Origin of the sequence: Microbacterium helvum (genome assembly GCF_014779795.1) — a bacterium.
In the GTDB taxonomy this organism is placed as follows: domain Bacteria; phylum Actinomycetota; class Actinomycetes; order Actinomycetales; family Microbacteriaceae; genus Microbacterium; species Microbacterium helvum.
The window spans coordinates 328,497-340,686 of record NZ_JACXZS010000001.1 but is presented as its reverse complement, the minus strand read 5'-3'; the positions used below and the strand labels follow the sequence as shown (position 1 = coordinate 340,686).

At 70.7% G+C, this 12,190-nt stretch carries 14 protein-coding genes; 6 read left to right on the top strand and 8 right to left on the bottom strand.

Annotation, left to right across the window (positions count from 1 at the left end; genetic code table 11):
- The first annotated feature begins 11 nt into the window (after positions 1 to 11).
- The 3 genes from IF188_RS01520 to IF188_RS01510 all read left to right on the top strand — a co-directional run bounded on the left by IF188_RS01520 (position 12) and on the right by IF188_RS01510 (position 2,274).
- Positions 12 to 332, top strand: coding sequence for a DUF3467 domain-containing protein (locus IF188_RS01520; RefSeq protein ID WP_191170008.1), 321 nt, complete (start codon positions 12 to 14; stop codon positions 330 to 332).
- Between the two features lie 71 nt (positions 333 to 403).
- The gene (locus IF188_RS01515; RefSeq protein ID WP_191170007.1) at positions 404 to 970 is read left to right on the top strand and encodes a hypothetical protein; all 567 of its coding nucleotides are present in this window, start codon (positions 404 to 406) and stop codon (positions 968 to 970) included.
- Positions 967 to 2,274 carry a type III PLP-dependent enzyme gene (locus tag IF188_RS01510; RefSeq protein WP_318152709.1) on the top strand — a complete coding sequence of 436 codons (1,308 nt, stop codon included), beginning with the start codon at positions 967 to 969 and terminating at the stop codon, positions 2,272 to 2,274. Before IF188_RS01515 ends, IF188_RS01510 begins: the two co-directional genes overlap by 4 nt.
- 204 nt (positions 2,275 to 2,478) lie before the next feature.
- Here the strand turns inward: IF188_RS01510 and upp are convergent, their stop codons facing one another.
- A complete protein-coding gene (gene upp / locus IF188_RS01505) occupies positions 2,479 to 3,111 on the bottom strand; it encodes a uracil phosphoribosyltransferase (RefSeq protein ID WP_191170006.1) in 633 nt (210 codons plus the stop codon).
- Positions 3,112 to 3,314: 203 nt separating this feature from the next.
- Here upp and tadA point away from each other — a divergent pair, with 203 nt between their 5' ends.
- Positions 3,315 to 3,746 carry a tRNA adenosine(34) deaminase TadA gene (gene tadA / locus IF188_RS01500; protein WP_191170296.1) on the top strand — a complete coding sequence of 144 codons (432 nt, stop codon included), beginning with the start codon at positions 3,315 to 3,317 and terminating at the stop codon, positions 3,744 to 3,746.
- A 154-nt stretch (positions 3,747 to 3,900) separates the two neighbouring features.
- The gene (locus IF188_RS01495; RefSeq protein WP_191170005.1) at positions 3,901 to 4,626 is read left to right on the top strand and encodes a DUF2306 domain-containing protein; all 726 of its coding nucleotides are present in this window, start codon (positions 3,901 to 3,903) and stop codon (positions 4,624 to 4,626) included.
- Positions 4,627 to 4,813: 187 nt separating this feature from the next.
- On the opposite strand, the gene IF188_RS01490 is transcribed toward IF188_RS01495, so the two are convergent.
- The 5 genes from IF188_RS01490 to IF188_RS01470 form a co-directional block, all read right to left on the bottom strand.
- A complete protein-coding gene (locus IF188_RS01490) occupies positions 4,814 to 5,743 on the bottom strand; it encodes an LLM class F420-dependent oxidoreductase (RefSeq protein WP_191170004.1) in 930 nt (309 codons plus the stop codon).
- Between the two features lie 40 nt (positions 5,744 to 5,783).
- Positions 5,784 to 6,755 (bottom strand): cation diffusion facilitator family transporter, encoded by a 972-nt coding sequence (locus tag IF188_RS01485; protein ID WP_191170003.1) that lies wholly within the window; start codon positions 6,753 to 6,755, stop codon positions 5,784 to 5,786.
- A gap of 75 nt (positions 6,756 to 6,830) precedes the next feature.
- On the bottom strand, positions 6,831 to 7,943 hold the full coding sequence (locus IF188_RS01480) for an alpha/beta fold hydrolase (protein WP_191170002.1): 1,113 nt from the start codon (positions 7,941 to 7,943) through the stop codon (positions 6,831 to 6,833).
- Between the two features lie 154 nt (positions 7,944 to 8,097).
- Complete coding sequence (locus tag IF188_RS01475; protein ID WP_191170001.1) at positions 8,098 to 8,763, bottom strand: SRPBCC domain-containing protein; 666 nt, start codon at positions 8,761 to 8,763, stop codon at positions 8,098 to 8,100.
- Position 8,764: 1 nt separating this feature from the next.
- A complete protein-coding gene (locus IF188_RS01470) occupies positions 8,765 to 9,151 on the bottom strand; it encodes an ArsR/SmtB family transcription factor (protein ID WP_191170000.1) in 387 nt (128 codons plus the stop codon).
- 80 nt (positions 9,152 to 9,231) lie between these two features.
- On the opposite strand from IF188_RS01470, the gene proC reads away from it, so the two are divergent.
- The gene (gene proC / locus IF188_RS01465; protein WP_191169999.1) at positions 9,232 to 10,077 is read left to right on the top strand and encodes a pyrroline-5-carboxylate reductase; all 846 of its coding nucleotides are present in this window, start codon (positions 9,232 to 9,234) and stop codon (positions 10,075 to 10,077) included.
- Positions 10,078 to 10,080: 3 nt separating this feature from the next.
- On the opposite strand, the gene IF188_RS01460 is transcribed toward proC, so the two are convergent.
- Complete coding sequence (locus tag IF188_RS01460; RefSeq protein WP_378814990.1) at positions 10,081 to 10,740, bottom strand: potassium channel family protein; 660 nt, start codon at positions 10,738 to 10,740, stop codon at positions 10,081 to 10,083.
- Between the two features lie 4 nt (positions 10,741 to 10,744).
- On the bottom strand, positions 10,745 to 12,157 hold the full coding sequence (locus IF188_RS01455) for a TrkH family potassium uptake protein (RefSeq protein ID WP_191170295.1): 1,413 nt from the start codon (positions 12,155 to 12,157) through the stop codon (positions 10,745 to 10,747).
- Between the last annotated feature and the right edge of the window lie 33 nt (positions 12,158 to 12,190).

Genomic DNA, 12,190 nt, shown 5'->3' with positions numbered 1-12,190 from the left:
AAGGAGCCCGCATGGCCGAGGACGCACCCCGCCAGTTCGAGATCGACCTGCCGCCCGAGCTCATCGGCGGGGCCTACGCCGATTTCGCCAACGTGTGGCACACGCCCACGGTGTTCGTCATGGACTTCCTCACGCTCGCTCAGCCGCCTCGCGAAGACACCGACGCAGAGACCGGGCAGCGCCACACCGTAGTTCCGGCGCGCGTCGTGAGCCGCATCCGCATCCCTCCTGAGCAGGTGTTCGAGCTCGCGAAGGCGCTCACGCAGCAGCTCGAGTTCTGGGAGCGCGAGACCGGTCGCCGCAACCCGCAGGAGCCGCAACTGGGCGACTGAGCCCGTCGCCGCGGGTTCGGCGGTATCACCGATCGGCATCGCCCCTCCTCTGTGACACGGAGGGGAACGACATGACCACGATCGAGCAGGCGTCGGCGACGACGGCAGCACCCGCACACACCACCGACGAGCAGGCGGCGCCCAGACGCCGCGGCCTGGTCTTCTGGATCGTCCGCTACCTGCCTGCGGAACTGGTCGGCACGGCGGCGATGGTGATCGCCGGACTCGTCGTCACCACGTGGACCGATGCGCCCGCCCTCGTCGCGCTGGCGGCGCTGGTGGGCGAGATCATCGGCTTCTACGCCGTGCTCGCCATCACGATCTACCTCGAGCAGTCGCAGGTCGCCGCCACGCGTCGCCGCGCGATCGCTCGCACCGCGATGCTGCTGGTCGCCGAGTTCGGCGCCGCCGAACTGCTCGACACCCTGCTGGTGCGCCCGGCCGCGCTCATGCTTGGCGTCTGGCTCATTCCCGACCCGGTGTGGGGCATGCTCGCCGGCAAGATCGCCGCAGACATCATCTTCTACGCGATCGCGGCGGGCGCGTTCACACTGACCGCGCGAGCGGGCCTGCGCGACGGATCCCGCCGTCGCACGACCGATGCCGGGGTCGGGGCGGAACAAGCGGTGACGCCGTGAGCGCCCACATCGTCGAGGGCACGCTGCGCGCATCCGTCCTCGCGTCCGCGTCCGCATCCGCGTTCGACGATCGGCGGCGGTCCGAGGCATCCACTCTTCTCTCGTCCGTGGCGGCGCGCGCGGCGATCGCGCTGCACGGCACGCCGGTGCTGCTGCTCGAACCCGACCGGGTGCGGCGGCAGTACGAACGGCTGCGCCGTGCGCTGCCGTTCGTCGGGTTCCATTACGCCGTGAAGGCGCTCGCGCACGACGCGGTGCTCGCGGCGCTCGACGAGTCAGGCTGCGGCTTCGACGTCGCGACCGGAGAAGAGCTCGGGATGCTGACACGCCGCGGTGTCGCGGCGGACCGGATCATCCACACGCACCCGATCAAGAAGCCCACCGAGATCGCGGAGGCGCTCTCAGCCGGGGTGCGCACGTTCGTCGTCGACAACGACGTCGAGATCGACAAGTTCCGCGACGCGCCGCCCGACACCCGGCTGCTGGTGCGGCTGGCGTACCGCAGTCCGCACGCGAAGAGCGACCTGTCGAGCAAGTTCGGCGTGGGCCCGTTCGAGGCGGCCCGGCTCGTCGCGCACGCGGTCGCGGCCGGCGTGCGGGTCGCGGGCTTCAGCTATCACGTGGGCAGCCAGCTCGACGATCCGGCGCGATTCGCCGCGGCTGCCGCTGACACGCTCGAGCTCATGGGCATCCTGGAGCGGCGGCTGAAGGTGCGCTTCGACACGCTCGACATCGGGGGCGGCTTTCCGGCCTCGTACGACACCGAGTCCGCTGAGATCGAGGATGTCGCCCGGCTGCTGCGCCCGGTGCTGGCACCGCACGCGGGACGGCTGCGGATCATCGCCGAACCCGGCCGCGTCCTCGTGGCCGATGCGATGAGCCTCGTGACGAGCGTCGTCGGCATCGCCGAACGCGGCGACGGCCGCTGGTACTACGTCGACGACGGGCTGTACGGCTCGTACTCGAACGTGCTCACCGAGGATGTGCATCCGCTCGTGTTCGCCGAGCGGGACCTGCACGCAGGTGCGCGCGACACCGCCGATCACCGCTGGGCGACGCTCGGCGGGCCGACCTGCGACTCGTCCGACGTCATCGCACGCGACGTGCTGCTGCCGGACCTGCGGGTCGGCGACCTGCTCGTCAGCCCGACGATGGGCGCGTACACGACGGTGACGGCGACCCGCTTCAACGGCCGCCCTCTCACGCCCGTCGCAGCGCTCGATCCCGTCGCGGCGACCACCGATGCCGCCGTGCAGTACGCCGTGCAGGACGCAGCCGACGTGCGGCGCGTGCCGATCGTCTGACGGCCCGCCCGCGTCGGCACCGGGGTGTGGTCGTCGAGACCGGGGGTGCGGGCCGAGGCCGGGGGCGTGGTCGTCGAGACCGGGGGTGCAGGCCCAGGCCGGGGGCGTGGCCCTGTGGTTCGGGCAGGATCCCCGGTCTCGGTGAGAGTGAGGGATGCTGCGACCCGGGCATCCGCGCGGCTGAAGGCCGCGGCATCCCTCGCGTCAGACCGTGCCGTAGAGACGGTCGCCGGCGTCGCCGAGGCCGGGCACGATGTACCCCTTCTCGTTGAGCCTCTCGTCCATGGCGCCGAGCACGAGGGTCACGTCGCGACCGGCGACCTGCTTCTCGATCGCCGCCACTCCCTCGGGGGCGCCGAGGATGCAGATCGCGGTGACGTCCTGCGCGCCGCGCTGGAACAGGAACTCGATCGCCGCACCGAGCGATCCGCCGGTGGCGAGCATCGGGTCGAGCACGAAGCACTGGCGGTCGCTGAGGTCCTCGGGCAGGCGCTCGGCGTACGTGGACGGCTCGAGGGTCTCGTGGTCGCGCACCATCCCGAGGAAGCCGACTTCGGCGGTCGGGATGAGCTTGACCATTCCCTCGAGCATGCCGAGGCCCGCGCGCAGGATCGGCACGACGAGCGGCCGCGGCTCGTCGATGCGCACGCCGGTCGTCGTGGTGACCGGCGTCTGGATCTCGATCGGTGCGACGCGCACGTTGCGGGTCGCCTCGTACGCGAGCAGCGTCACGAGCTCTTCGGTGAGCTGACGGAACACCGGCGACGGGGTGCGCTGGTCGCGCAGCACCGTGAGCTTGTGGGTGATGAGGGGGTGGTCGGCGACGTGCAGGCGCATGAGCCCAGATTACTGGGCGGGCGCTCCGTCTCCCAGATCAGGAGATCTGGCGGACGCAGGATGATGCCGCCCAGAACGTCCTGCCTCGGCGAGATCTCCTGATCTCGCGTACGGGAGGCCGGGGTTCCGGCACGGGGCGGGCGCGGGAGAGCACCGCCGGATACGCTCGTCCCGTGAACGTCGACCCGGCCGATCTCGCGGCGATGGACCGCGCACTGCGGCTCGCCGCGCAGGCGGGCGCCTCCGGGGACGTCCCGGTCGGCGCGGTGGTGATGGATGCCGCCGGCACCGTGATCGGCGAGGGCTTGAACCTGCGCGAACGCGACCATGACCCCACGGCGCACGCGGAGGTGGTGGCACTGCGCGCGGCCGCCGCGGCCCACGGTGACTGGAACCTCGAGGGGTGCACGCTCGTGGTCACCCTGGAGCCCTGCGTCATGTGCGCCGGTGCCGTGCTGCAGTCCCGCGTCTCGCGGCTGGTGTTCGGGGCGTGGGACGAGAAGGCCGGTGCCGCGGGCTCGATGTACGACGTGGTGCGCGACCGGCGCCTGCCGTACCGGGCCGAGGTCGTGGCAGGGGTGCGGGCGGACGAGGCATCCGCTCTTCTTCGCGCCTTCTTCGACGAGCGACGCTGACCCACTCCCGTTCATCCGTCACAGATGCACGCCGGCAGCGCGGTTACGCGTACATCTGTGACGGATGAACAGGTGCGGCTCGGGGGTCTGCCGCGGCCGATCCGGGGGACAGCCCCCTGCTAGGCGTCTGTGCTCCGGGCCTAGCGTGACGGCCATGACCCGCCTCATAGAACCCGTCCGCACGGCGCCCGCGGTCCCACGTCCGGGCGGCATCCGCTCGCGCATCGGCTGGACCTTCGTCCTGCTCACGGCCCTCGCGGTCGTCGCGTACTCGGCCGTCCCGTACTTCACCGCGTCGCTCGCCGAGCTCGCCGGCCAGGAGGTCGGCCTCGCCTCGACGTATGCGGCCGCGCCCTCGTTCGTCCAGGGTGCGTTCTACGTGCACATCGTCGGGGGAGCGGTGGCGCTCCTCGCCGGACCGCTGCAGTTCTGGCGGGGTCTGCGGTCCCGCGCCCCGCGCGTGCATCGCTGGACCGGGCGCGTCTACCTCGTCGCCGTCGCGGTCGGCGCCGTCGCCGGCCTCGTCATCGCGCCGTGGAGCCGGGCCGGCTACGTCGGGTTCTTCGGCTTCGGCGCGCTCGCCGTGCTGTGGTTCGTCACGGCGTGGCGCGCGTACCGGGCCATCCGGCGCGGCGACGTCCCGAGCCACCAGGCGTGGATGATCCGCAATTACGCGCTCACCTACGCCGGGGTGACGCTGCGCATCTGGCTGCCGCTGCTGCTCCTCGCCCCGCTCATGCTCGGACAGCCGTGGGAGCTCGACGCCGCCTTCGCGAACGCCTACGCGGCGGTGCCGTTCCTGTGCTGGCTGCCGAATCTCGTGTTCGCGGAGTGGCTCATCCGCCGGCGCGGGCTGCCCTCGTACCGCCTGCCGGTGTGAGCGAGTGGATGCCGGGCGCCCGGCATCCACGTCTCACTCTCTTCCCCCCAACTGAACGTGTTCACTTGCGCTGAATGTACGCCGAAAGTGCCTCCGGGCGTACGAACAGCGCAAGTGAACACGTTCAGACGGGTCGCCGGGCGGGCGAGGGAGCGAGGGAGGGAGGGAGGGAGGGAGAGGGGGAGGGTCAGCGGGGGAGGTGCGGCAGCACCTCGGCGCCGAGGTACTCGACGTGGGCCGGGTCCTGCAGGTCCATCAGCTGGAAGTGCACGCGCTGCGCGCCGAGGGCCGCGAGCCGCTCGACCTTGGCGACGATCTCGTCGCGTCCGCCGACGATGTTGACGTCTCCGCGCAGCTCGTCGACGGTCCGGCCGATGTTCGCGGCGCGTCGGTCGAGTTCGGACATGGATGCCGCAGCCAGCGTCGGCAGGGCGACCGAGAGCTTCAGCGACCCGGGGTCGCGCCCGATCCGCTCGCACGCGGCGCGGACGCCCGCGAACTTCTCGGCGATGACCGCCTCGGACTGGAATCCGATGTTGAACTCGGTTGCGAACCGCGCCGCGAGCTCGGGCGTGCGCTTCGGGCCGCCGCCGCCCACGATGACGGGCACGCGGCTCTGGACGGGCTTCGGCAGCGCGGGGGCGTCCGTCAGCTCGTAGTGCGCGCCGGCGAAGCTGTAGGTCTCGCCTACCGGGGTCGACCACAGGCCGGTGATGATCTGCAGCTGCTCCTCGAGCAGGTCGAACCGCTTGGCGGGGAACGGGATGCCGTAGGCGTGGTGCTCACGCTCGAACCAGCCGGTCCCGAGTCCGAGCTCTGTGCGTCCGCCTGACATCGCGTCCACCTGTGCGACCTGGATCGCCAGCAGGCCGGGGACGCGGTAGGTGACCGATGACACGAGCGTGCCGAGGCGGATGCGGGAGGTCTCACGTGCGAGACCGGCCAGGGTCGTCCACGCATCCGTCGGGCCGGGCAGCCCTGATCCGTCGCCCATATGCAGGTAGTGGTCCGAGCGGAAGAATCCGTCGAATCCGTATCGCTCGGCGGTCTGCGCGAAGGCGAGCTGGTCGTCGTAGCTCGCGCCCTGCTGCGGCTCGGTGAAGACGCAGTACTCCATGTCGATCCCTAACCCGTCGGTCGCTGAGCTTGTCGAAGCGTCAGTTGGAGGAGGTGATCACGAATTCCGACGTCGGCGGCGTCGGGTCGTCGCCCGGGCGGTAGATGTCGGGCTCGAAGTAGATGACGCGGGCGGCCGGCACGGCCTCGCGCACGCGCGCCTCGACGCGGTCGATATCGGCGGCGACATGCGCGAGCGGCGCGTCCGAGGCGAAGCCGAGCTTCGCCGCGACGAGCAGTTCGTCGGGACCGAGGTACAGCGTCTTGATGTGGATGAGCTTCTCGACCTCGGGGCCGTCCTCGATGGCGTCGACGATGCGCTGGTGGTCGGCATCCGTCGCCCCCTCGCCGACGAGGAGGCTCTTCGTCTCGACGCCGAGGATGATGGCGATGACGATGAGCAGCGTGCCGATCATGAGGGTGCCGAGCGCGTCGAACAGCGAGTTGCCGGTGATGACCGTGAGGCCCACGCCGAGCAGGGCGAAGCACAGACCCGTGAGGGCGCCGACGTCTTCGAGCAGCACGACGGGCAGCTCCGGGGCCTTGGCGCGACGGACGAACGCCACCCAGGACTGGCCCTTGGCGCGCACGTGGTTGCTCTCGCGGACGGCGGTGCGCAGCGAGAACCCTTCGAGGACGATCGAGACGAGCAGCACCACGATGGGCAGCCACCACCACTTCTCGTCCAGCGCGTGCGGGTGGGTGATCTTCTCGACGCCCTCGTAGATCGCGAACAGGCCGCCGACCGAGAACAGGATGATCGACACCACGAAGGCGTACACGTAGCGCTCGCGGCCGTAGCCGAACGGGTGCTCACGGTCGGCGGCCTTCTTGGCGCGGCGCCCGCCCAGCATGAGCAGCAGCTGGTTGCACGAATCGGCGACCGAGTGGATCGCCTCGGCGAGCATCGACGCCGACCCCGAGAGGAACCACGCGATGAACTTCGCCAGGGCGATGCCCATGTTCGCCAGGAACGCCGCGAGGATCGCCTTGCCGCCGCCGGAAGCACTCATGCCGACGAGTCTACGGATGCCGCGGCGCCGGCCTGTACGCGTGACGACGCAGTCCGGCCCGGCGCCGCGCCGTGATCAATCCGACGAGCGCAGGATGATGGCCTCGGTCGGCGGCGCGGGGTCGTGCGCCCGGCCGACGTACCCGATCACCTCGAGCAGCGCGTGGCGGAACTCTGCCGGGCGCTCGAGGTGCGGCGAGTGGCCGACGCCCTCGAGGTTCACCTCGGTCACGGCGCCGCCTGCTGCGGCATAGCGGCCGAGCACGTCGCGCGTCTGCGAGACCATCTCCTGCGCGGGCGCGACGTCGTCGCCCGGCCACCCGGGGATCACCCCGAGCCTGCCGAGGTTGTTGAGGTCGTAGAACGACATGTCCGAGACGATGGCGTCCGCCGTGCCGTGGATCCACAGGACCGGCGGCTTGGGGGCGAGGTCGACGATGGCCGACACATCGAAGTAGCGGGGGGCCATCGTGTTGAGCACGCCGAGCGCGCCCGCGCCGAAGCCCGGCCAGTTCTCGCTCGCGACGGAGTCTCCGGGGTAGTTGCCGGTCGCGGTCGAGGTGGTCAGCATGGACTCGACCCAGACGTCCTCGTGCTCGGTGGTGTAGCCGGTGGCGACGTAGCCCGAGCGGAACACGCTGCGCGGCGAGGTGGGGGCTTCGTCGGTGGCGTCGCGGTCGTTCAGGCGCTGCACGAAGTCGGGGTTCGCGCCGCCTCCGCCGCAGCCCGCGTCGTCGTCGGTGAGTCGGGTGCCGTCGCGGCGCGTGCCGCCGAAGCCGTAGGGCGATACCGGTGCCTGCAGCGTCATGCTCAGCACCGGGTGGTCGAGGGCGTACTGCATCACGACCCCTCCGCCCATCGACCATCCGACGAGGTGTGCCGTCTCGATGCCCAGGGCCTCGAGGGTGGCGTGGACGTCGTCGCTGAAGTCGCGGACGCCGCGGGTGGCGTCGACGGGGGTGTTCTCGGTGTCGCCGAAGCCGCGCAGGTCGATCGCGATGACCCGCAGGTCGGAGGGGAGGTCCTGCATCGTCTCCTGCCAGAACAGCGCGGACGAGACGTTGCCGTGGATGAGGACCACGGTGCGCTCGGCAGGTGTTGCGGGATCGTCGCCCGCGCGCTCCAGCACGTTGACGGTCAGGCGGGGCGTCTCCACGGTGCGCGCGGTGATGCCGTCGAAGAGGGTCATATCGGGTTCTCCCACATCCTTGACGGGGCCCCTGCGCCCCGGCCCTTCCGAGAATAGACCGGGGCGCGCGCTTTGTGAATCAGCTTTCAGGTTGCGTGCGGGCGCGGACGGGGGAGAGTGGATGCCGCACCGCCGGCGGTGCGGCATCCATCGGTCATCCTTCCGCGGACGACTGACCCGTGTAGAAGGCGTAGGTGTTGTCGGCCGCGCGTGCCGCAGTCTCGGCGTCGGCACCCGAGGCCTGCTGGGCGGCGCCCCATGCGTCAGCGGCGCCGCGGTAGAAGGCGCGGCCCTCGGAGGTGAACGCCCAGGCCTCGGCCTCTTCGGGCGAGGGCCCCGATGCGTTCGTCAGGTGCAGGGCGAGGCCCAGCAGCCCGCCGTCCCAGCCGACGCCGGTGGCGCCGGGGCCGTAGGTCTCCCAGAACCCCGGGGGCACGTCGTCGGTGCGGGCGACGTGCTCCAACTCGAGCCGCGTCGCGTTCTCGCCCTCCGCGGTCAGCCGCACGGTCAGCCAGGTCACGCCGCCGCCGTACTCCCAGGTGGCACTGAAGTGCGCCGCCCCGCCGGCGGGCGGCACGCACTCCTGGATCTCGCCGCCCGCGTTGTTCTCGATCTGGTACCGACCGCCCCGTCGCAGGTCGCCGGAGATCGGCTGGAACCACCGGGCGATCCGGGGCGCCGTCGTGACGGCGTCCCAGACGTCGTCGAGGGGTGACGGGTAGGTCTGCGCGAGCGTCTGCACGCGCGACGCGTACCCGTCGATGTCTTCGTCGGCGATCCCGCGCGTCACCGCGTCGAGCTGGCCCTGTACGTCGACCATGTCAGTCCTCCTGGGGTTCGGTCGTGTCCGGTTCGTCGGTCTCGGCATCGCGTTCGGCGGCGAGTCGGCGTCGGCGACGGCCGCGTGCGAGCTCGGTGGCCAGCGCGTCGAGGTGAGGCTGCCAGAACCGCCGGAACGGATCGAACCACGCGGCTGCGTCGGCGAGCGGCTCGGGCGCGATCGCGTAGAGGCGTCGCGTGCCCTCGGGGCGCACGGTCGCGAACCCCGACTCGCGCAGCACCCGCAGGTGCTGGGACACCGCCGGCTGCGAGATGCCGAACTCGCGCTGCACCTCGTCGCCGATCTCGCCGGCGCTGAGCTCGCCCTCCGCGAGGAGTTCGAGGATGCGCCGTCGCACCGGGTCGCCGAGGATGTCGAGCGCGTGCATGCGTCCATGATTGCGCGGTTGCTTATATAAGTCAAGACCGATTGAATGGATGCCGCCACGCCCGCTCGTAGGATGACGGCATGCCTCACAACCCCGAAGCCCTTCCGCCCATCGCGATCCTCGGCGCAGGCTCGATGGGCGGCGCGATCGCGCGCGGTCTGTCGCGCTCGGGTCTGGCGGCGGGGGGAGTGACGGCCACCAACCGGTCGCTGGCGAGCGCCGCGGAGCTGGACGGACTGGCGGACGTCACGAGCATCGCGCTCGAGAACCGGCCGACGGGCAACACGGACGCCGCAGCCGCCGCCGGAATCGTGCTCGTGGGCGTGAAGCCCGCCATGGTGCCCGAGCTGCTGCGTGAGATCGCCCCCGCACTGCGGCCGGGCACGATCGTGGTGAGCCTCGCCGCCGGCGTCACGGTCGCGACGTTCGAGCAGATCCTCGGCGGCGACGTCGTCGTGCTGCGCTCGATGCCGAACACGCCTGCCCTGGTGGGACGCGGCGTCACCGGCCTCGCTGCGGGCACGCGCGCGGACGCCGCGGCCCTCGCCACCGCCCGGCGGCTGTTCGAGACCGTCGGGACCGTGGTCGAGGTGCCCGAATCGCAGATCGACGCGCTGTCGACGATCTCGGGCTCGGGTCCGGCGTACTTCTTCCTCGTGGTCGAGGAGTTCACCAAGGCGGCGATCGGCAAGGGCTTCGCCGAGCGCGAGGCCCGGCTCATGGCCGAGCAGACCTTCGTCGGCGCGGCCGCTCTGCTGGAGGCATCCCCTCACGATCCCGCCGAGCTGCGCCGGCAGGTGACGAGTCCCAAGGGCACCACCGAGCGTGCCGTGGCCGTGCTGCAGGACGCGCGCCTCGACGACGTGTTCGCACGCGCCACGGATGCCGCCCTCGCCCGGGCGAAGGAGCTGGCCGCCGGCGCGTGAGGCTCAGCGCTCGAGCGACGCGAAGCGCTCGATGTCGGAGTTCGTGCCCGACACGATGATGAGGTCGTGGTTCGTCACGACCGTGTTGGCCTCGGCGTAGCGGAACGGCTTGCCCGGGCTCTTCACGCCGACGACCGTGACGTTGTACTTCGTACGCACGCCCGACTCGTTGAGGCCCTTGCCGCGGATGAACTTCGGCGGGTAGAGCTTGGCGAGGGCGAAGTCGTCGTCGAAGCGGATGAAGTCGAGCATGCGCCCGCTGACGAGGTGCGCGACGCGCTCGCCCGCCTCGCGCTCGGGGTAGATGACGTGGTTGGCGCCGACGCGGGCGAGGATCTTGCCGTGCGACTGCGACACCGCCTTCGCCCAGATCTGCGGCACCTTGAGGTCGACGAGGTTCGCGGTGATCAGCACCGACGCCTCGATCGAGGAGCCGACGGCCACGACCGCCACCTGGAAGTCCTGGGCGCCGATCTGCTTCAGCGCGTCGATGTTCTTCGCATCGGCCTGCACCGTGTGGGTGACCCGCTCGGACCACTTCTGCACCAGGTCGAGGTTCTCGTCGATCGCGAGCACCTCGCGATCGAGCCGATCGAGCTCACCGGCGCACGCGGCGCCGAAACGGCCCAGTCCGATGACCAGGACGGGCGCGTCGCCCCTCATCCGCTCAACCAACGATCGGCCTTTCGACAGGCAGCGAGTAGAGCTGCGAACGGTTCGTCGCAGCCACGGCCGCGGCGAGAGTCACTGTACCAACGCGACCCATGACGATCGTGATGGCGAGGACGTAGACGGCGGGATCGGGCAGCGTCTCGGTGAGGCCGGTCGACAGTCCCACCGTCGCGAAGCCCGAGATCACGTCGAACAGCACATCGCCGAGGTCGGCCTTCGTGATCTGGGTGATCGTGATCGTCGACAGGGCGACGATCGTCGACCCCCACGCCACGACGGACAGAGCGACCCGCAGGACGTCGCTCGGGATGCGGCGCCCGAACACCTGGTTCGAGGCGCGGCCCTTGGCCTCGGAGACGACCGCGAGCGCGATGACAGCGAGCGTCGTGACCTTGATGCCGCCGGCCGTCGACGCCGAGCCGCCGCCGACGAACATGAGCATGCAGGCGACCAGCAGGCTGGACTGGTTCAGCTCGCCGATGTCGAGCACCGCGAACCCGCCGGATCTCGTCATCGCCGACAGGAAGAATGCCTGGAACGTGGTGTCCCACGCGTCCTTCGTGCCGAGGGTCAGCAGGTTGTCGTACTCCAGCACGAGGAACACGACGCCCCCCAGGAAGAAGAGCGTCACCGTCGTGATGATCGTGAGCTTCGCATGCAGCGACCAGCGCCGCACGTGCCACAGCTGCCGGCGCAGCGTGTAGATCACGGGGAACCCGATAGAGCCCATGAACACGCCCGCCATCAGCACCGTGAGGAAGAAGTAGTCGTGCCGGAACGGCTCCAGACCGTCGGCGTTCGGGGTGAAGCCGGTGTTGGTGAACGACATCGCGGCGTAGAACGGCGCCTCCCAGAGGGCGACGTTCCACGGCACGCCGGCCACGAGCAGGCCCGGATAGAGCAGGATCGCGATGACGGCCTCGATCACGAGCGTCGACAGCGCGACCGTCGCCAGCAGACTGCCGATCTGGCCGAGCTGCACCGTCTGGCTCTCGTTGACCGGGCCGCCGTGCGTGCGCAGCGGGTTGGTGTCGCTGGCCGCGATGAGCTTGGCGCGCAGGCCCAGCCTCCGCGAGATCACGAGGCCCAGGATCGATGCCAGCGTCAGCACGCCGAGAGCGCCGATCTGGACGCCGATGAACACCAGCACATGGCCGAACGGCGACCAGTGGGTCGCCATGTCGACGGTCGCGAGACCCGTGACGCAGATCGTGGACACTGCGGTGAAGAAGGCGTCGGCGAACGGCGTCCTCATCCCGTCCGCCGCGGCGATCGGCAGCGAGAACAGCGCCGTGAAGACGAGGATCAGCGACAGGAAGATGATGATCGCGAAGCGCGCCGGGGAGCGCTGCGTCAGGTCGCGGAAGAACTCCATGAACCCGTGGCCGACGGCTCGCACCCAGCCCATCGCGGTGACAGGCCTCCTGCCGACGACAGGAGC

What these genes read in the sequence shown, in the direction of transcription:
- IF188_RS01520 (WP_191170008.1), top strand. Translation starts at nt 12, where the DNA reads ATGGCCGAGGACGCACCCCGCCAGTTCGAGATCGACCTGCCGCCCGAG.
- IF188_RS01515 (WP_191170007.1), top strand. Translation starts at nt 404, where the DNA reads ATGACCACGATCGAGCAGGCGTCGGCGACGACGGCAGCACCCGCACAC.
- upp (WP_191170006.1), bottom strand. Translation starts at nt 3,111, where the DNA reads ATGCGCCTGCACGTCGCCGACCACCCCCTCATCACCCACAAGCTCACG.
- tadA (WP_191170296.1), top strand. Translation starts at nt 3,315, where the DNA reads ATGGACCGCGCACTGCGGCTCGCCGCGCAGGCGGGCGCCTCCGGGGAC.
- IF188_RS01495 (WP_191170005.1), top strand. Translation starts at nt 3,901, where the DNA reads ATGACCCGCCTCATAGAACCCGTCCGCACGGCGCCCGCGGTCCCACGT.
- IF188_RS01490 (WP_191170004.1), bottom strand. Translation starts at nt 5,743, where the DNA reads ATGGAGTACTGCGTCTTCACCGAGCCGCAGCAGGGCGCGAGCTACGAC.
- IF188_RS01485 (WP_191170003.1), bottom strand. Translation starts at nt 6,755, where the DNA reads ATGAGTGCTTCCGGCGGCGGCAAGGCGATCCTCGCGGCGTTCCTGGCG.
- IF188_RS01480 (WP_191170002.1), bottom strand. Translation starts at nt 7,943, where the DNA reads ATGACCCTCTTCGACGGCATCACCGCGCGCACCGTGGAGACGCCCCGC.
- IF188_RS01475 (WP_191170001.1), bottom strand. Translation starts at nt 8,763, where the DNA reads ATGGTCGACGTACAGGGCCAGCTCGACGCGGTGACGCGCGGGATCGCC.
- IF188_RS01470 (WP_191170000.1), bottom strand. Translation starts at nt 9,151, where the DNA reads ATGCACGCGCTCGACATCCTCGGCGACCCGGTGCGACGGCGCATCCTC.
- proC (WP_191169999.1), top strand. Translation starts at nt 9,232, where the DNA reads ATGCCTCACAACCCCGAAGCCCTTCCGCCCATCGCGATCCTCGGCGCA.
- IF188_RS01460 (WP_378814990.1), bottom strand. Translation starts at nt 10,740, where the DNA reads ATGAGGGGCGACGCGCCCGTCCTGGTCATCGGACTGGGCCGTTTCGGC.
- IF188_RS01455 (WP_191170295.1), bottom strand. Translation starts at nt 12,157, where the DNA reads ATGGGCTGGGTGCGAGCCGTCGGCCACGGGTTCATGGAGTTCTTCCGC.